Source organism: Rubrivivax rivuli, assembly GCF_004016505.1.
Classification (GTDB): domain Bacteria; phylum Pseudomonadota; class Gammaproteobacteria; order Burkholderiales; family Burkholderiaceae_C; genus Rubrivivax; species Rubrivivax rivuli.
This window is the reverse complement of record NZ_SACR01000006.1, coordinates 122,810-141,270: the sequence shown is the minus strand read 5'-3', so window position 1 is coordinate 141,270 and position 18,461 is coordinate 122,810. Positions and strand designations below refer to the sequence as shown.

The window sequence follows — 18,461 nt, the reverse complement described above, 5'->3', positions numbered from 1 at the left end:
CCAGGGGCAAAGAACTGGGGTCACGCGCGTCACAGCGCAGCATGCATGCATCAAGCGCTGCCGCTGCGCGACCCGATGGCACACAACAGGGCCCCACTCAAGGCGAAAAGCAGGGCCGGAACCCAGCCCCATTGCGCAGCCACCACTGGCGCTGGCGCGACGAAGGTGACCACGGCGATGCGCGACAGCGCCGCCGCCGCCAGGGCTGAGTTGAGCGCGCCACCCATGAAGCCTTCGCGGCCCACCTGACCGAAGAACACGGCGGCCGAGAACGCACTCATCAAGCTGACGCCCCACGCCGCGCCGGCCAGGCCTTGCAGGGGCAGCATCGCCTCCAGCGAGGTGGCGTTCCAGACGCCTGCGCTGCACGCGGCGGCCGCCAGCACACCGCCAGCCATCACCGGCCAGGCGCCGAAACGTGTGACGGCCAGGCTCGCTGGCATCAGCGCCAGATTGAAGCCGACCCAGAACACCGGCAGCAGCATGGGCAGCATCGATGCGGGCGCAAGGCGCAGGTACAGCGGCGCGGCGAGCAGATGGGCATGCACCTGAGCGGCCGCCGCCGCCAGCAAGACGGCCGGCAGGAAGCCCAGGATCGGCGCCACGCCATCTCGTCGTGTGCGCGAAGCCGGCGGCGCCGCCGCGGTCTCGATCCCGGCCGCGCGCTCAGCAGCCTGGCGTTGGGCCAGCGCCCGCTCGGCCCACACCATGCCGGCCGTGATGGCGGCCAGCGACAACCCGGCCAGCGCGAAGGGCAGCCGCGGGTCCAGCCCCTTCAGCGTCAGGCCCAGGTACGGGCCGATGGCGGCAGCGATGCCGGTGCCCAGCAACACCAGGCTCACCAGCCAAGGGACGGCGGGCTTGGCCACGTAACGGCCGAGCAAGGTCAATGGCGGTGCCCGCAACGCCGCGCTGGTGGCTGCCCAGAGCGCGGTGATGGCCACGAACAGGCCCGGCGACCCACGCGGCGCCACCCAGGGCAGCACCAGGAAGGCCACGGTGGACAGCAGGGTGACGCCCAGCACCCCCCAGCCGATGCGACCGAGCACGCCCGCCGCCCGGTCTGACCAGACACCCACGGCCAGGTCGCAGGCAAGGAAGATCAATTGGTCCATGAGCAACAGCCACGGCACGGCCGACTTGGGCAGCCCGGCTTGCGCCGCCAGCGCCGGCAAATAGATCACATAGACGATCCAGCCGACCGCGAACAGGAACTGCACGCCAGCCAGGTACAGGCCGACGGCGGTGGGTGCCTTGGCGGATGGGCTCAACTTGTCGTTCAACGCGGTGTTGGGTGGTTCGGGGCTGGAGGGATTCTCAGGCTTGGCCCGAGGGGCTGCGTCCGTGCAACAGCGCCGGCTTCGGCGCATGGAGGCAGCCCGGGGCGACCCCGAACCTGTGATTGAACGCGCGGCAAGACGCAGCCTCGGCCGGCTCTGCTTGTCGCGCAGGGCGGCCAGCAACCCAAAGCCGCCTCGGGCGCCGAGCCCAACCAAGCCCGGCTTTGAAGCCGTGAGGCACCTCGAGTAGCCTTGCTCAGATGAATTCGCCGACGCCGTCCCCACCGCCCTGGCTGCACGAGGCGCGCGAGCAATGGCGCTGGCGCGGTCAGACGCGGCCGCCTTTTGCCGATGAGCCCGGGCGGGGCCAAACCTCGGTGTGGGACTTTCCACGTCCGCCGGTGTTGGCGCCCGAGCCGCGAGAGGTGCGCATCGTCTGGGGCGGCGTGCCGGTGGCGAGCACCACGCGTGCGGTGCGCGTCCTTGAGACTGCGCACCCGCCGACCTACTACGTTCCTTGGGCCGATGTCGCGCGCCATCTGCTTCATCCGACGCCAGGCGGCTCATTCTGCGAATGGAAAGGCCCGGCCCGCCACTGGAGCTTGATCGACGGCAAGCGCCAACTGCCCTCGCATGCCTGGAGTTACCCGCAGCCGCTGGCTGGAGCCGAGGCGCTGGCCGGATGTGTGGCTTTCTATGCGCGCGGCCTGGAGTGCACCGTTGGGGGCCTGCCGGCCACGCCGCAGCCTGGCAACTTCTACGGGGGTTGGGTCACGCCCGATCTGGCTGGGCCCTTCAAGGGCGAGGCGGGCAGCGAAACCTGGTGAGGGTGGGCGTCAGGCAAAGGCTGGAGGCACCGCGTCGCGACGCCCCCTCCATCCGCAGAGCTGTCGCTTCGAACGGGTGTTGCCAGATACCCGGCACCACCAGTTCTCAGTGCGCGCCGACTGGTGATCCGCATGGGCATGGTTTCAGGCATCCCTGCGCAATGCGGGGCGTACGGTCGGTGGGTAGCGAAACCATGACCAGGCGACAAGCGCACCGAACGCGGTGTAGACCGCTGCAAAGACCCAAAGCGGCGCCTCGTGGTACAGCAGCCGTTGCACCCAGTGTTCGATGAAGCTGCGCTCGTAGCCGAGTTGACCGGCTTGCTCGCGCAGCCTGGATTCCAATATGGTGAGCCCGCAGTACTGACCGAGCCACGCCTGAACAACGACCACCGTGATGGCGATCAGGTGAGCCAAGCGCCACCAGAGCTTTTTTGCCCAGGCCCACCCGCGCCAGTTGCCGATGAGGATGGCCGGCAACCCGAGCACGACAAAGATGACGACAGCGAAGTGAAGCAGCAGTACCGCGTTTGCGAGCGCTTGATAAGGCACGGTGAATGACTTGCGACGGCTAACTTTCGAGCCAAACGGGCGACGATGGCGAGACGCCCGGCCCGGGCTGGCAAAAACGTACCGTGTTCCGCCAGACCAGGCCCGGTGGCATGGCGTTGGCGCTTCGCCTGAGTGAGGGCTTGGTCGTCACTTTGGTTTTCTCTCTGTCGTTGGTACCTTGGCCGGATGCGAATTCCGTTGCTCGATGAGTGCCAGTTGCAGTTCGACGATCTTGTCCAATGGTGAGCGCAAAGCGCTTCGATCTGGAATGCCAAGAAATCGCTTCTTGGCTTGCTCGAAGAGGCCAAGGCGACGCTCGAGTTCGCCTGCGACCAGTGTCGCGGTGACGTACTCTTTGTCCTCGGGGGAGCGCTCCTTCAAGACTTGTTCATACCAGCGCAGCGCCTCTGTTGCGTAGGCGATGTATTGCTCTTGACCGCGAGCTTCCCAAGTCGCTCGCAAGAGCGTGGTTGCAATGCGCGCTGATGACTCCCGGGCCTCTATTTGAAGTCTGGAGGCCACGTAGTAATTCGTATGTGAATCGAGCAGGGCTCGATACCCTTCGCTTTGCACGTACTGGCCCAAGGTCTCCAACTCAGCCTTGGAGAAGTTCTGCTTGTAGATGATGAACCCGTTGTCTGGGCATTTTTCCAGCGGCCACGGCGCTGCAGTTGGACCGATGGGCTTCATGTCAAGCCACATGCCGAACTCTGTGCCCGACAAGACGGTGTTGACCTTGAACTTCTTTCCGTCGATCGGGCAGACAAGCTCAACGCTTCCAAACGTCAAGGCCTGCGCGGGCAGGATGAACGCTGAAACAGCGCAGCAGGCCATGGACAGTTTGTGTTTGAAGCGCACTTGGAGTCCTCTTGGAAGTGTTTGACGCCGTTTCGGCGTGCTGCATCTCCAGTGATGCACTTCCGGTTCGCCGATCTTGTCAGCAGTTGGACCGGATCGCCTTGCCTATTCTCTGCACTTCGGCCGGATCGCCTGCCTGAATGGGCGGCGTGAGTTCGCTTGCGCGTTTGTGCCACCAATCGTCGGACTTGGCCTCGTACAAGGATTTCAACACCTGCCACACCGCCACCGCCTCATTCCGGGTGAGCGAGTTATCGGACGGCCATTCCCAGCCGTGCAACGAGGCCAGCGCAGACTCGTCGCAGCGAAAGGCATCGCGGCGCAGGTACGGGAAGACCTCTGACATCACCTGTTCGCTGTGCGGGCCGACCATGAAGGCTAGTAGCAGATCGTTTGCGTCGCCCATCCGGCCCTCCGCCAATCCGCGGCGCAGGAGCGGCAGCCACTGTGTGCGGCTGAAGGCATCCAAGGCCTGGCACCGGCGACGTTCATTGTCTCGCCAGGCTTGCATTGCGAGCTCCAGCTCTCTGCTCATCAGGGCCTGGACTTCTGCCGAATGGATGCGCTCAGGCAACCCATCAAGAGCATCCATCGCGAAGCATCCCCCAATGGCTACCGCAGCGCGCGTGGCCAGTCCCGTTTCGTTGCCAGACAGTGCGGCTTGCACCAATTGCGCAAGCGCGGCAGGACTCTCAAGACTCGCCAGGAAAGCCGATTCCGACCAAGGGCTGTTTTCTCCGGTAGCGAGGGTTGCCGCGGAAGCTGTCCGTGCAGGTGACGGCGCACGCGTAGTCGGCTCTGGCAACGCATGGCCCGCATGATGATTGGCGGCGTGGCGCTCCGGTTCAGGCGCCAGCCATGGTGGGGTCGCCTCCTGGCGCTCCGACGCAAGTACTGCGATCCAGCCCAAGAAAGCGCCAGTGGCCGCCGCACCGGCAGCCAACTGGATCCACCTTTTGACGTGCGTCTGCATTGCGCAGCAGCATATCGTTTCAGCAGCGATCCTGGCACCACCGCCATTTGGCGGGGCATACCGTGCGACAGGTCGTGCTGGCAAAGTGGGGCCTGGGGCCGAAGCACTCGGGATGCCGATCAAGCTCGCTGGCGGTGGCTCTCCAGCACCGCCAGCATCTCGTCGCTGAGCAGGCTCTCGTCGGCTGGCGGGGGCGCACCGTCGGCCAGCAGCAGCCGCAGCACCTCCGCGTAATCGCCGCCAGGCACGGGCTCGTTGCAGCCGGCGTGCAGGCAACTGCCCAGAGCCGTGCCACCGTAGCCGTTGCGCTCTGACCAGCGCGCGCCGTGCTGCAGCAGCAGCGCCACCATCGCCGCATCACCACGGAAGGCAGCTTGGTTCAGTGCACTGGCCTGCCAGGGGCCGGGCACGTCCACCGGCCAGCCGATGTCGAGCATCAGTTGCACCGAGGCCATGGCGCCGCGCTGCGCCTGCTCGGGCAGCAGCGTGCGGTGCCAGGGCGGCAGTTCGCCGATCAGGCCCGGGTGTTCGGACAGCAGCGCCTGCGCGGTGGCGGCATCGGCCGCGGCGCAGGCCGCGAGAAAGCGTTCGTGCAGGCTGTCGGGCGGGCGCTGGCCCAGCGGCGCCAGCCAGGCCAGCACGTCGGCGCGGCCGGCGCGTGCGGCGTGCCAGGCCAGGCTGTGGCCGTGGCCATCCAGTGCCGCGACATCGGCGCCGTGCTGCACCAACAACTGCAGATGCGCGAGGCTGCGGCCGCGCTGCACCGCGTGGTGCAGCGGCCGCGTGTCGCCGTTGGGCGAAAGCTCGTTGGCATCGGCGCCCAGCTCCAGCGCCTGCTGCAGGTGCGGCAAGGAATCGAAGTCGAGCTGGCGGAAGAGCGCGTTGGTGCCGTGCCAGCGCCCGCCTGCGGCCACCACCGCGGCCAGGATGCGGCGGTCGTCCTGCTCCACCGCGTGGTACATCGATTCGTTGTCGTTGGGCTCGGCACCGGCCGCCAGCAGGCGCTGCGCCATGGCCGCGCTCTGCGCGCGTGCCACGGCCCCGTACAGCGCGGGCAGTGGGCGCTCTTCGGATTCGGGGTCGGGCAGGCCAGCGTTGGGGTTGGCGCCGGCGGCCAGCAGTTCATCGAGCGCGGCCAGCAGCGGCGCTTCCAGCCCGGCACGGGCCAGCGACGAGAAAGCCACCAACGCCAGCGGCGGTGCGCCCCAGGGCGGCAGCGGCGTGTGCGGATCGATGCCGGTGGCGTCGCCCTGCAGCAGGCGCAAGGCGGGCGGCAGCGGTCCGGGGCGCGACTGCAGCAAGGCCAGCGCCTGCGCCGGCCGCGGCGCGGCGTAGCCCCGGCCCAGTGCCAGGGCCAGCACCCGCTCGGTGTAGGCCGCTTCATCCAGCGCGTGCGCGCGGCGGCGTTCCACTTCGTCCAGCAAATGGGGCCAGCTGGCGAAACCGTGTTCTCGCGCGAGCACCAGCTGGGCTTGCACCAGCCGCGGCGGCGCCGGCAAGGCGTAGGGCGCGGCGCGGGCCAGGGCCTCGGGCTCGCCCTGCTGCCAGGCGCGCAGCAGCTCGCGCGCCTGGCGGCGCAGTTGGTCGGGGTGGGGGTGGGCGGGCAGCACGCGGGGCGTGCCGGGAGCAGGGTTGCTCATGAAAGATCCTCCATGCGATGAAGCCTGCGATCCGCGTGTTCAGGCCGCACAGGGGATGGGGATGCGGTGGGCATCGACACAGGCGGGCTCGGCCCTTTCCGCGGATCCGGCGGCGCCCTGCTTGCGCCGTGGGGCGCGATGTTGGCAGTGCGGGCTGTGCGGGTCAACCACCGCGCTCGCGCGGCCCATTCGAAGCGCTGAAAGCGCAGGCGGCACACGCGGACAGCCCACGCCCGCCTCGATCACGATGGGCGCACACGCCAGCCGCGTTCCGTGTCGCGGCGCGCCGTCCGGGCAACTTCAGCGCCGCGAACGGAGGATCAGCCAACCCACGCCGAGAACGGGTGCCAGGATGATCGTGTTGGAGATCAGCCCGGCGACGATGGCGTCGGTGAAGCTCACCGCCGGGTTGGGCATCGTCGCAGGGAGCATGACGGCCAGGAAAAGCACACCCAAGGCCAGTGGCAGAACCCGCCCCGTCACGGCAGCGGTTCTGTGCATCATGAACACGAGGCCGACGATCAGACCGATACGAAAGACGTCGGTCAATTGGGAAAGCACGAGATCGGTCAATGCAGCATCTCCTGGGTGACTTGCGTTGCGGGCCGGGGCCTCGTTTCCAGAGGCCCCGGCCCGACGGTCAGCAACGCTTCATCGATCGCTGTCGCCAGCGAAGATGTCCTTCTTGTGGGTGCCGCCGGGCACGAACAGCATGCCCACGACCACCGTCATGACGGCCACGACGATGGCGTACCACAGGCCCGAATAGATGTTGCCGGTCTGCGCCGATATCGCGAAGGCAGTCGCCGGCATCAGGCCACCGAACCAGCCGTTGCCGATGTGATAAGGCAAGGACAGGCCCGAATAGCGGATGCGGGTCGGGAACAACTCCACGAGCATGGCTGCAATGGGGCCGTAGACCATGGTCACCAGGATGACGAGGTAGGTCAGGATCAGGATGATCGTCAGCTTCTGCGCCGTGAAGATGTCGACGAAGTTCTGGGCCTTCGCAATGGTCTTGTTGTCGGCCGGCACCAGCGGATAACCCGCCTGCTTCAGCGCCGCGTTCAGCGTTGAATCGAAGGTGGCCTTGGCCTTCTTCAATTCATCGCCGGCCAACTTGCCCGCGTCATACGACTGGATGGTCGTTTCGCCCACCTTCACCACGGCCAGGGTGCCTGGCGCTGCGCCTTCCACGGTGGTGTAGTTCACCGAGGTCCGTGCCAATTGCGCTTTGGCGATGTCGCACGACGACGTGAATTTCGCCGTTCCCGTGGGGTTGAACTGGAACGAACAGTCTTCCTTGTTCACGGTCACCGAAACCTGAGTTTGGTGGGCCGCGTAGATGGCCGGGTTCGCAGTCTTGGTCAAGAAGCCGAAGACAGGCAGGAAGGTGACGGCAGCGAGCACGCAGCCTGCCAGGATGATGGGCTTGCGGCCGATGCGGTCGGACAGCGCGCCGAAGAACAGGAAGCCGCCCGTGCCCAGGATCAGCGACCAGGCCACCATCACGTTGGCCGTGAAGCTGTCGATCTTGATCACGTTCTGCATGAAGAACAGCGCGTAGAACTGGCCCGTGTACCAGACCACGGCCTGACCCGCGACGAGGCCGAGCAGCGCAACGACGGCGATCTTGCCGTTCTTCCAGTTGCCGAAGGCTTCGCTCAGCGGCGCCTTGGAGGTGCGGCCTTCTTCCTTCATCTTCTTGAAGGCCGGGCTTTCGTTCATCTGCAGCCGGATGTACAGCGAGATCGCGAGCAGGAAGATCGAGCCGATGAAGGGCACGCGCCAGCCCCAGGCATTGAACGCCTTGACCATCTGCGGTGTGCCGTCGGCCATGAGCACGGCAACGCCGTCTTTCATCAAGGCCACGTCGGGATAGTTGCCGTTGACATAGCCCTGCACCGACAGGATGACGATCAATGACAGCAGCAGGCCGAGCGTTGCCGTGGTCTGGATGAAGGCTGTGAAGTAACCGCGCTGGTTGGAGGGCGCGTGTTCGGCAACGTAGATCGCCGCACCACCGTACTCACCGCCGAGGGCCAGACCCTGCGCCATGCGCAGCAGGATCAGGATGATCGGAGCGGCAACGCCCCAGCTTTCGTAATTGGGCAGCACGCCGACGAGAAACGTCGACACGCCCATGATCACGATGGTCATCAGGAAGGTGTATTTCCGGCCGATCATGTCGCCCAGCATGCCGAACACCAGGGCGCCGAACGGGCGCACGATGAAGCCGGCTGCAAAGGCAAGCAGCGCAAACACATTGCGCGTGTTCTCGGGGAAAGCGGTGAAAAACTGGGCGCCGATGATGGCGGCCAGCGCACCGTACAGGTAGAAGTCGTACCACTCGAAGATGGTTCCCGCAGAAGAGGCTGCGATCACCTTCTTCTCTTCCCGTGTCATCGGGCGTGATCGCTCCCGCACGTTGTTGGTTGCGTCTGCTGTTGCCATTCTTGTTGTTCCTTGTGTGTCCGGCCTGATGACCAGACGGTTTCTTGTCCGCAGTGGGCCTGCGGATTGCCTTGCTCGTGGCCCTCAAGCAGCGCCTGAGGCGGTGCAGTCACGCAACGGGTGACTTCTTCAGGCGTTTCATGGCCTGTCTCGAATTCGAATGTGTTGGAGCTTGCTTACGGCCAAATTGCTGGCTGACGGATATCGCTCGAATGCAAGGGAAAGCCCCTAGCGAATTGGGGCCAAGCCTCGGGCGCGCAGCCCCGTTGAGGTGGGCATGGGCCCCGCGTCGCGTCTGGATCTCACGCGCCGGGCCTTCCGGTTGGTCACTGGCAACGGCGCGCCGTGCCGTGTTCGACGCTTCGCCGGGTGAATCGATGCCGACAGGCCTGCACCCAGCCTCAGGACGGTTTGCGCACTTGGGTGCCGCGCTTGTTCTGCGCCATCTCGGCGAAGAAGTCGTAGAGCTGCTGCGCTGCCGGCGCCAGCGTGCGGCCGTTGCGGCGGATCAGGCCCACGCGGCGCGTGACCACGGGTTCGTCCAGCGGCACGCTCACCAGCAGCGGGTGGTCGCGCCCGGGCATGGCCATGGCCGGCACCGCCGCCACGCCCAGGCCGGCTTCCACCATGCCCAGCAGCGTGGTGACGTGCTGGGCCTCGCACACCGCCACCGGGCGCCGCGCCACGCCGGCCAAGGCCTGGTCGAGCAGCAGGCGGTTCCCCGAGCTCTGCGTGACCGCGATGAAGTCGTGGTCGGCCAGGTCGGCCCAGGCCACGCGGCGCTTGCGCGCCAGCGGGTGGTCGCGCCGGCAGGCGGCGACGAAGCGGTCTTCGCGCAGCGGCATGAAGTGCAGGTCGGGCTCCTGGCTGCCGATGAAGTTCAGGCCGAAATCGGCCTCGCCGCGCACCACCACGCCAAGCACCTCGTTGGCGCTGGCGTCGTGCAGCTTCACGCGGATCTTGGGGTAGCGGTCGCGGAAACGCTGCACCACCTGCGCGGCGTAGTAGTAAACGGTGGAAGGCACGCAGGCCACGGTGACCTCGCCCATGCGGTGGCCGGCGATGCCCTGCATGGCCAGCAGCGTGCCGTCCAGGTCGTCCAGCAGCGTCTGCACCTTGCGCGCGAAGTCGCGCCCCACGGCGGTCAGGCTCACGCGGCGCGTGGTGCGGTCGAGCAGGCGCACGCCGAGGGCTTCTTCCAGCTTCTCGATGCGGCGGCTGAAGGCCGGCTGAGAGATGTGAACGGCCTCGGCCGCACGGCGGAAGTTGCCGAGTTCGGCCACCGCGCGGAAGGCCTGCAGGTCGTTCAGATCGAAGGCGATGGCCATGGAAAACCCTGAGGAACCCGACGTTTCGATTGATGCGCATTGTCGATCAATGCCTCAGAACTGTGCAATTCCGCTGCATGAGCCGAAGCGCCACCATCCCGGCCATGACATCGATGACCCTGCCTTGCGTCTTGATGCGTGCCGGCACCTCGCGCGGCCCGTTCTTCCTGCGCGAGTGGCTGCCGGCCGACGAGGATCTGCGCAACGAGGTGCTGGTGGGCGCCATCGGCGCGTCCGACCCGCTGGGCGTGGATGGGGTGGGCGGCGGCAGCACGCTCACCAGCAAGGTGGCCATCGTCTCGCGCTCGGCCGAGCCGGGCTGCGACGTGGACTACCTCTTCGCCCAGGTGGGCGTGGGCACGCGCTCGGTGGACACGCGGCCCAACTGCGGCAACATGCTCTCGGGCGTGGGCCCCTTCGCCATCGAGCAGGGTCTGGTGCCCGCGCAGGACGGCGAAACCAAGTTGCGTGTCTTCAACGTCAACACGCGTTCACGCATCGACGTGACCGTGCAGACCCCCGGGCGGCGGGTGCGCTACGACGGCAGCACGCGCATCGACGGTGTGGCCGGCACCGCGGCGCCGGTGCAACTGGAGTTCCTCGACGCCTGGGGCGCGGTGACGGGCTCGGTGTTCCCCACGGGCCGTCGCATCGACGTGATCGACGGCGTGCCCTTGAGTTGCATCGACGCGGCCATGCCGCTGATGATCGTGCGCGCCAGCGACCTGGCGCGTGATCTCGGCCAGTCTCTGAACGGCCGTGAGAGCCCCACCGAACTGGATGCGAACCTGCCGCTGCTCCATCGCCTGGAGATGCTGCGCCGCCTGGCCGGCGCTGCGATGGGCCTGGGCGATGTGAGCCACAGTGTCATTCCCAAGCCGGTGGTCGTGAGCGAGGGCGACACGCCCGAGGCCGTGACTTCCCGCTACTTCACGCCGCGGCGGTGCCATGCCTCGCATGCCGTCACCGGTGCCATCGGCGTGGCCGCCGCCTTCTCCCTGCCCGGCACGGTGGCCAGCGCAACGCGCTTGCGCCAGGGCCGCTACGCGGTGCAGGTGCTGCACCCGCAGGGTCGCATCGAGGTGGCCATGCACACCGAAGGCGGGGGTGAAGAGGCCCGCATCCAGGGTGCGGCGCTCGTGCGCACGGCCCGCAAGATCCTGCAGGGCGAGCTGCAGATTCCAGATTACGTGCTGTCCCGGCCCGCCCCGGCGACGGCCCCTGCCGAACCCGAAACCCATGATGGAGACAAGACCATGAAAGCGCTCATCGCGCCGCTCTTGGCGGCGACGCTGGCCGTGGCCGCACCGGCCCACGCGCAGGCCCCCTACCCCAGCAAGACCATCACCATCGTCGTGCCCACGGCCGCCGGCGGCGGCAATGACTCGATGGCGCGCGCCGTGGGCCAGAAGCTGGGCGCCCTGCTGGGGCAGACGGTGATCATCGACAACCGGGCCGGTGCCAACGGCTCCATCGCCAGCGAGTACGTGGCCCGTGCCGCGCCCGATGGCCACACCCTGATGTGGGGCTTCACCGCCACCCACACGCTGAACCCGGCGCTGCAGAAGCTGCGCTACGACCCGGTGGCCGACTTCGAGCCCATCAGCCTCACGGCCACCTCGCCCACGGTGATGGTCGCCACGGCCAATGTGCCGGTGAAGGACGTGAAGGACCTCGTGGCGCAGCTCAAGGCCAAGCCGGACAGGTACACCTACGCCTCGGCCGGCAGCGGTTCGGCGCCGCACTTCGCGGGCGAACTCTTCAAGCTGGCCACGGGCACCGTGATGCTGCACGTGCCCTACAAGGGCTCGGCGCCGGCCATCAACGACACCCTCGCGGGGCACGCGCAGTTCATGTTCCCGAGCCTGTTCACCGCGGCCTCGCACCTGAAGACCGGCAAGCTGCGGCCGATGGCCATTGCCGGCCCCAAGCGTGTGGCCACCCTGCCCGACGTGCCCACGCTGAAGGAGCTGGGGTACGACGTGGACGTTTCGCAGTGGTATGGCCTGTTCGCGCCGGCCAAGACCCCCAAGCCGATCATCGACAAGCTGCACCAGGCCGCGGTCCAGGCGCTGAACGACCCCGAGATCGTCAAGCGCATCGAAGCCGACGGCGCCGACGTGCAGTCGAGCACGCCCGAGCAGTTGGGTGCCCTGGTGAAGAACGAACTCGTCAAGTGGAAGGCCGTGGTCGCCAAGGCCAAGCTCACCGCCGACTGAATCTCTCAGGCCCCACCACCACGACAACACTCCGGAGACCTCCATGAAGCACTCGCTCAGGCCCGTTGCGGCCGCCCTGCTGGGCCTGTCCGCCGCAGCCCTGGCCCTGCCCGCTGCAGCCCAAAGCACCGTGCAGCTCAGCGGCATTGCCGACGCCGCCGCACGTTCCGTCAGCAACCAGGGCCGCGGCTCGGTGAAGAGCCTCGTCAGCGGCTCCAACAACACCAGCCGGCTGGTGGTGCGCGGCACCGAAGACCTGGGCGGCGGCCTTTCGGCCAGCTTCTGGCTGGAACACGGCATCGCGCTGGACACCGGCACATCCACGGCCGCCGGCTTCTGGGACCGCCGCTCCACTCTCAGCCTCAGCGGCAAGAGCCTGGGTGAGGTTCGCATGGGCCGCGACTACGTGCCCACCTACCTGAACTGGGTGCGTTTCGACCCCTTCAGCCACGTCGGTGTGGCGGGCAGCAACAACAGCGTCTCGGCCACGCCGCTGGGTCCCATCCGCAGTGCCTTTGGCAGCAATGCGAACACCACGGTGCGCGCCAACGACACGCTGCAATACCACCTGCCCGGTGGCCTGGGCGGCATCGATGGTCAGGTGATGCTGGGGGCGGGCGAAGGCGCCGGCAACAAGGTCATCGGTGCTCGTCTGGGCTACGTCGCAGGCCCGCTGAGCCTGAGTGCCGCGCGGGTGCAGACCGAGAACGCCAACACCAGCACCGGCAAGTTCATCGACACCGCCATCGGCGGCACCTGGAACCTGGGCTTCCTGCGCGCCAACGCGGTGTGGCGGCAGTTCAAGCAGAACCAGAGCAAGCAGACCAACCTGATGCTCTCGGGCACGGTGCCGGTGAGCACGGGCGAGGTGAAGTTCTCGATGATCCGCGTCGACCTCGACGGCCGCGTGGGCACCACCAGCATCGATCCCAACGGGTCCACCCACCTCGGACTGGGCTACGTGCACACGCTGTCCAAGCGCAGCGCGCTGTACGGCACCTGCTCGCGCATCAGCAACCGCGGTGCCGCCACCTACCAGGTGCCGGGCGGCCCGGCCGGCCTGGCCGGCGGTGGGCGCTCCACGGGCTACGAACTGGGCATGCGCCACAACTTCTGAGTCCGGGCGGGCGGCCGCGGGCTGCCACGCCGCCGGCCCCGCCCAGGTACAAAGACGACATGGACACTACCACGCTCGACGACCTGAAGGCCTGGGTGGGCCGCAGCGAGACCCTGCACGACACCCTGCACCCCACGCCCGCCGCGGCGCTGACGGCCACGCTGGACCACGCGCCCCAGGCCTGGGCCCCTGGCACGCCGCTGCCACCGCTGTGGCACTGGCTGTACTTCCTGCCGCAGCACCGCGCCAGCGAGATCGGGCCCGACGGCCACGCCCAGCGCGGCGGCTTCCTGCCGCCGGTGCCGCTGCCGCGGCGCATGTGGGCGGGCAGCCAGTTCAGCTTCCACGCGCCGCTGCGCATCGGCGAGGCCGTCACGCGGCGCAGCACCATCGCCGAGGTCACGCCCAAGCAGGGCCGCAGCGGCGCGCTGGTGTTCGTGAAGGTGCGGCACGAGGTCTCCGTGCAGGGCGCCGCCAGCCCCGCGCTGACCGAGTTCCACGACATCGTCTACCGCGAGGCGCGCCGCCCCGGCGATGTGGAGCCGCCGCCGCAAGCCGCCCCCTCTGGCGCCCCTTGGCAGCGCAGCCTGCGGCCCGACGACGTGCTGCTCTTCCGCTACAGCGCGCTCACCTTCAATGGCCACCGCATCCATTACGACCGCCGCTACGTCACCGAGGTCGAGGGCTACCCCGGCCTCATCGTGCACGGCCCGCTGATCGCCACGCTGCTGCTCGACCTGCTGCGCCGCGAACTGCCGCAGGCCGAGGTGGCGAGCTTCCAGTTCCGCGCGCTGCGCCCTACTTTCGACGGCGCCGAGATGCGCGTCAACGGCGCGCGTGAGGGCGACACCGTGCGCCTCTGGGCGCAAGACCACGCGGGCTGGCTGACCATGGACGCCACGGCCACGCTCAAGTCGGCGGGGCGCTGAAGCGATGCAGCCGCTGCAAGGCCTGACCGTGGTGACGCTGGAACATGCGATTGCCGCGCCCTTCGCCACGCGCCAGCTCGCCGACCTGGGCGCGCGTGTCATCAAGATCGAACGCCCCGGGGCGGGTGATTTCGCGCGCGGCTACGACCGCCGCGTGCGCGGCCTGGCCTCGCACTTCGTCTGGACCAACCGCAGCAAGGAGAGCCTCACGCTCGACCTCAAGCAACCCGCGGCGCTGGCGCTGTTGCTGCGCTTGATCGTCGAGAAGGCCGACGTGGTGGTGCAGAACCTTGCGCCGGGTGCGGCGGCGCGCATGGGCGTCTCGCACGCGGCGCTGCAGGCGCAGCGGCCCGACCTCATCGTCTGCGACATCTCGGGCTATGGCGACGACCCCGAGCACCCCGGCCCCTACCGCGACAAGAAGGCCTACGACCTGCTGATCCAGGCCGAGAGCGGCTTTGTCAGCACCACCGGCACGCCGGAAGAGCCTTGCAAGGCCGGCATCTCGATTGCCGACATCGCCGCCGGCATGTACGCCTACAGCAACATCCTGGCCGCCGTGCTGCAGCGCCAGCGCGACGGCCGCGGCCGCCGCATCGACCTGAGCATGCTCGAGGCCATGGGCGAGTGGATGGGCTACCCGCTCTACTACGCCTTCGACGGCGCGGCCCCGCCGCCGCGGGCCGGCGCGGCGCACGCCACCATCTACCCCTACGGCCCCTTCCCTTGCGGCGACGGCAAGCAGGTGATGCTGGGCCTGCAGAACGAACGCGAGTGGGCGCAGTTCTGTGCCGTGGTGCTGCAGCAGCCGGCGCTGGCGCAGGATGCGCGCTTCGCCGGCAACGCCCAGCGCAGCGCCCACCGCAGCGAACTGCGGCAGCTGATCGTCAGCACCTTCGCCACCCTCACGGCCGATCAGGTGCAGCAGCGGCTGGACGCGGCGCAGATCGCCAGCGCCGAGCTGCGCGAGATGGCGGGCCTGTGGCAGCACGAGCAGCTGGCCGCGCGCGGCCGCTGGCGCGAGGTGGGCACGCCCGCCGGCCCGGTGCCCACGCTGCTGCCGCCGGGCAGCTGGCAGGACGGCGACCCGCAGCTCGGCCCCGTGCCCGCCGTGGGCCAGCACACCGAAGCGCTGCTCGCCGAGCTGGGCGTGGATGCCGCCGGCGTGGCTGCGCTGCGCGCGGCCGGGGCGATCTGAGGCCCTTGCCCCGCATGTCTCCGACGCCCGTGCTGCCGCGCAGCTATCTCTTCGTGCCGGGCGACCGGCCCGAGCGTTTCGCCAAGGCCCTGGCCAGCGGCGCCGATGCCGTGGTGCTGGACCTCGAGGACGCGGTGGCGCCCAGCGTCAAGGCCGCCGCCCGCGCTGCGGCGGCGCAGGCGCTGGCCAGCGGCGACCCGCGCTGGGTGCTGCGCCTGAACGACGCCGCCTCGCCCGAGTTCGCTTTCGATCTGGCCTTGCTGCAGGCCGTGCCTGCGCCGGCGCTGATGCTGCCCAAGGCCGAAGACGCCGGCGTGATCGCGCGCCTGCACGCGGCCTGCCCGCAGGCCGCCTTGCTGCCGCTGGTGGAAAGTGCGCGCGGCGTGCTGGCCGCCGGGGCGCTGGCCGCTGCGCCCGGCGTGCAGCGCCTGGTGTTCGGCACGCTCGACTACGCGCTCGATCTCGGCCTGGAAGGCCCGCTGGCCGGCAGCCTGGGGCTGGACCTGCCCGCCGCGCTGCTGGCCCTGGCCTCACGCGCCGCGGGCATCGGCGCCCCGGTGGCCGGCGTCACGCCCGCGCTGGACGACGAAGCCCAGCTGCGCGCCGACTTCGACCGCGCCCGGGCGCTGGGCTACACCGCCAAGCTCTGCATCGACCCGCGCCAGGTGGCGCCCGTGCATGCCCTGCTGCAGCCCAGCGCCGAAGAGCAGGCCTGGGCGCAGCGCGTTGTGCAGGCCGCCGAAGCGGCGCACGCCACAGGCGCCGTGCAGCTCGACGGCCGCATGGTCGACCGCCCCGTCATCGAACGTGCGCGCCGCCTGCTGGCGCGCACGGTCCCGTGAACCCGACTCGAGAAAAACCGCCATGGCCGCCAGCATCATCGACAGCAGCATCTTCCAGGGCCTGTTCAGCAGCGACGCCATGCGCGCCGTGTGGAGCGACGAGAACCGCACCCGCAAGTACCTGGACGTCGAACGCGCACTGGCGCGCGTGCAGGGCCGGCTGGGGCTGATCCCGCAGGAAGCGGCCGACGAGATCGTCAGCCACTGCGAGCTCGAGCAGATCGACATGGCGCGCCTGCGCCAGCAGACCGAGCGCATCGGCTACCCCATCCTGGGCGTGGTGACGCAGGTCAACCAGCTGTGCCGCGACAAGCTGGGCGAGTACGTGCACTGGGGCGCCACCACGCAGGACATCACCGACACCGCCACCGTGCTGCAGATCCGCGAGGCGCTGGTGCTGGTGGACGACGAGCTCGCCGCCATCGCGCAGGCGCTGGCGAAGCTGGCGCGTGAACACCGGCTCACGCCCGTCATTGGCCGCAGCAACCTGCAGCAGGCCATCCCCGTGACCTTCGGCTACAAGATGGCGGGGCTGCTGAGCGCGGTGCTGCGCCACCGCGAGCGCATCGCGCAGCTGCGTGAACGTGTGCTGGTGGGCGAGTTCGCCGGCGCCGCCGGCACGCTGGCCAGCCTGCAGACGGGCGCGATGGAAACGCAGGCCGCGCTGTGCGCCGAGCTGGGGCTGCAGCAGCCTGTGATTGCGTGGCACACCATCCGCGACAACATCGCCGAGGTGGGCGCGGTGCTGGGCCTGATCGGCGGCACGCTGGGCAAGCTGAGCACCGACGTGAAGCTGATGATGCAGACCGAGGTGGCCGAGGTCTTCGAGCCCTTCCACCCGGGCCGCGGCAGCAGCAGCACCATGCCGCAGAAGCGCAACCCCATCGCCAGCTGCTACATCCACGCCGCCATCAGCGTGGTGCGCCAGCACGCTGCGGCGCTGATGGACGCGATGGTGGCCGACCACGAACGCAGCACCGGGCCCTGGGAGATCGAATGGATCGTGCTGCCCGAGGCCTTCTGCCTGATGGCCGGCGCGCTGAAACACAGCCGCGCGGTGCTGGAAGGCCTGGAGGTCGACCCCGAAGCCATGCGCCGCAACATCGACATGACCCACGGCCTGGTGATGAGCGAGGCGGTGATGATGGGCCTGGGCCACCACCTGGGCCGCGAGTACGCGCACGACCTCGTGTACGAGCTCTGCCGCGAGGCGCTGAAACAGCGCCGCCCGCTGCTGGACCTGCTTTGCGAGAACGCCGAGATCATGCGGCACGTGAACCGCGAGCAGCTGGCCGCGATGTGCGAGCCCGACAACTACCTGGGCCAGAGCGGGGTGATGGTCGACCGCGTGCTCGCGCAGATGGCGGCCCGCGGCGCTTGACCGCGCGCCCGGGCTGCACGCCCGGGGCTTAGCATCGGTCGCACCCTTGGTGTTGCGAGCGAAGCCCATGCCCGAAGACGTGCCGCGTTTCTGGTTCGAGGAGATCCAGCCCGCCCCAGGGTGGCGCAGGCCCGAGGGTCGTCTGGCCGAGGCGATCGTGCTCGACCCGGTTTCGCCCTGGCGCCCGCGCGGCACGCCCAGGGCCCGCCTGCAGCAGCCGGGTTCCAGCCTCTGAGATGGCAGCCCTGCAGATCGTCGAGCACCGCGCCGCCTGGGCCGGTGAGTTCGAGGCGCTGCGCCAGCGGCTGCAGGCCGCGCTGGGGCCGCTGGCGCTGCGCATCGATCACATCGGCTCCACCGCGGTGCCGGGCCTGTGCGCGAAAGATGTGATCGACGTGCAGGTGACCGTGGCCACGCTCGACGGCGAGGCCGGCGCGGCCGTGGCCACCGGCCTGCAGGCGGCCGGCTTCGTGCTGCACGCCGGCGCCACGGCCGACCACGTGCCGCCCGGGGCCGAAGCCCACCCCGCGGCCTGGCGCAAGCAGCTGTTCAAGAACCCGCCCGAGCTGCGCCGTGCGCACATCCACGTGCGCGTGCGGGGCGCGGCGAACCAGCGCTATGCCCTGCTGTGCCGCGATTTCCTGCGCGCGCACCCGCCCACGGCGCAGGCCTACGGCGAGCTCAAGCGCCGGCTGGCCGCAGCGCTGGCAGACCCCGCGGCCTACCCCGAGGTCAAGGACCCGGCGGTGGACCTCGTCGTGCTGGCCGCCGAGGCGTGGGCCGCGCAGCGCGGGTGGTCGGGCGCTGGCTGAGGGTCGGCCGGGGCCGGGCCTCGCTGCCAGCCCTCAGGCTGTGGGATGCAC

General features: G+C 69.0%; 17 protein-coding genes. 9 read left to right on the top strand and 8 right to left on the bottom strand.

Annotation, left to right across the window (positions count from 1 at the left end; genetic code table 11):
* Positions 1-50: 50 nt before the first annotated feature.
* The gene (locus tag EOE66_RS19170; protein WP_128230354.1) at positions 51-1,283 is read right to left on the bottom strand and encodes an MFS transporter; all 1,233 of its coding nucleotides are present in this window, start codon (positions 1,281-1,283) and stop codon (positions 51-53) included.
* Between the two features lie 257 nt (positions 1,284-1,540).
* On the opposite strand from EOE66_RS19170, the gene EOE66_RS19165 reads away from it, so the two are divergent.
* Positions 1,541-2,107: a DUF427 domain-containing protein gene (locus tag EOE66_RS19165; RefSeq protein WP_128230353.1), complete on the top strand. Its 567-nt coding sequence runs from the start codon at positions 1,541-1,543 to the stop codon at positions 2,105-2,107.
* A 144-nt stretch (positions 2,108-2,251) separates the two neighbouring features.
* On the opposite strand, the gene EOE66_RS19160 is transcribed toward EOE66_RS19165, so the two are convergent.
* The 7 genes from EOE66_RS19160 to EOE66_RS19130 all read right to left on the bottom strand — a co-directional run bounded on the left by EOE66_RS19160 (position 2,252) and on the right by EOE66_RS19130 (position 9,912).
* Positions 2,252-2,659 (bottom strand): DUF2784 domain-containing protein, encoded by a 408-nt coding sequence (locus EOE66_RS19160; RefSeq protein WP_128230352.1) that lies wholly within the window; start codon positions 2,657-2,659, stop codon positions 2,252-2,254.
* A 147-nt stretch (positions 2,660-2,806) separates the two neighbouring features.
* Positions 2,807-3,517, bottom strand: coding sequence for a DUF2225 domain-containing protein (locus EOE66_RS19155; RefSeq protein ID WP_128230351.1), 711 nt, complete (start codon positions 3,515-3,517; stop codon positions 2,807-2,809).
* A 79-nt stretch (positions 3,518-3,596) separates the two neighbouring features.
* Positions 3,597-4,490, bottom strand: coding sequence for a hypothetical protein (locus tag EOE66_RS19150; RefSeq protein WP_128230350.1), 894 nt, complete (start codon positions 4,488-4,490; stop codon positions 3,597-3,599).
* 119 nt (positions 4,491-4,609) lie between these two features.
* Positions 4,610-6,130 (bottom strand): ankyrin repeat domain-containing protein, encoded by a 1,521-nt coding sequence (locus EOE66_RS19145; protein ID WP_128230349.1) that lies wholly within the window; start codon positions 6,128-6,130, stop codon positions 4,610-4,612.
* Positions 6,131-6,430: 300 nt separating this feature from the next.
* A complete protein-coding gene (locus EOE66_RS19140; RefSeq protein WP_128230348.1) occupies positions 6,431-6,703 on the bottom strand; it encodes a hypothetical protein in 273 nt (90 codons plus the stop codon).
* Between the two features lie 78 nt (positions 6,704-6,781).
* Complete coding sequence (locus EOE66_RS19135) at positions 6,782-8,536, bottom strand: MFS transporter (RefSeq protein ID WP_128230347.1); 1,755 nt, start codon at positions 8,534-8,536, stop codon at positions 6,782-6,784.
* A 449-nt stretch (positions 8,537-8,985) separates the two neighbouring features.
* Positions 8,986-9,912, bottom strand: coding sequence for a LysR family transcriptional regulator (locus EOE66_RS19130; RefSeq protein WP_128230346.1), 927 nt, complete (start codon positions 9,910-9,912; stop codon positions 8,986-8,988).
* A gap of 77 nt (positions 9,913-9,989) precedes the next feature.
* Here EOE66_RS19130 and EOE66_RS19125 point away from each other — a divergent pair, with 77 nt between their 5' ends.
* From EOE66_RS19125 to EOE66_RS19095, 8 genes are all read left to right on the top strand, one after another.
* On the top strand, positions 9,990-12,131 hold the full coding sequence (locus tag EOE66_RS19125) for a 4-oxalomesaconate tautomerase (RefSeq protein ID WP_245479107.1): 2,142 nt from the start codon (positions 9,990-9,992) through the stop codon (positions 12,129-12,131).
* 43 nt (positions 12,132-12,174) lie between these two features.
* Entirely contained in the window at positions 12,175-13,248 is a 1,074-nt protein-coding gene (locus EOE66_RS19120) for a porin (protein ID WP_128230345.1), read from the top strand.
* A 59-nt stretch (positions 13,249-13,307) separates the two neighbouring features.
* A complete protein-coding gene (locus tag EOE66_RS19115; protein WP_128230344.1) occupies positions 13,308-14,177 on the top strand; it encodes an HTD2 family dehydratase in 870 nt (289 codons plus the stop codon).
* Between the two features lie 4 nt (positions 14,178-14,181).
* A complete protein-coding gene (locus tag EOE66_RS19110) occupies positions 14,182-15,375 on the top strand; it encodes a CaiB/BaiF CoA transferase family protein (RefSeq protein ID WP_128230343.1) in 1,194 nt (397 codons plus the stop codon).
* Between the two features lie 14 nt (positions 15,376-15,389).
* On the top strand, positions 15,390-16,217 hold the full coding sequence (locus tag EOE66_RS19105; RefSeq protein ID WP_128230342.1) for an HpcH/HpaI aldolase/citrate lyase family protein: 828 nt from the start codon (positions 15,390-15,392) through the stop codon (positions 16,215-16,217).
* 22 nt (positions 16,218-16,239) lie between these two features.
* Entirely contained in the window at positions 16,240-17,598 is a 1,359-nt protein-coding gene (pcaB, locus tag EOE66_RS19100; RefSeq protein ID WP_128230341.1) for a 3-carboxy-cis,cis-muconate cycloisomerase, read from the top strand.
* 67 nt (positions 17,599-17,665) lie between these two features.
* The gene (locus tag EOE66_RS21865; protein WP_164885176.1) at positions 17,666-17,833 is read left to right on the top strand and encodes a hypothetical protein; all 168 of its coding nucleotides are present in this window, start codon (positions 17,666-17,668) and stop codon (positions 17,831-17,833) included.
* A 1-nt stretch (position 17,834) separates the two neighbouring features.
* Positions 17,835-18,410, top strand: coding sequence for a GrpB family protein (locus EOE66_RS19095; RefSeq protein WP_128230340.1), 576 nt, complete (start codon positions 17,835-17,837; stop codon positions 18,408-18,410).
* The last annotated feature ends 51 nt before the right edge of the window (positions 18,411-18,461 follow it).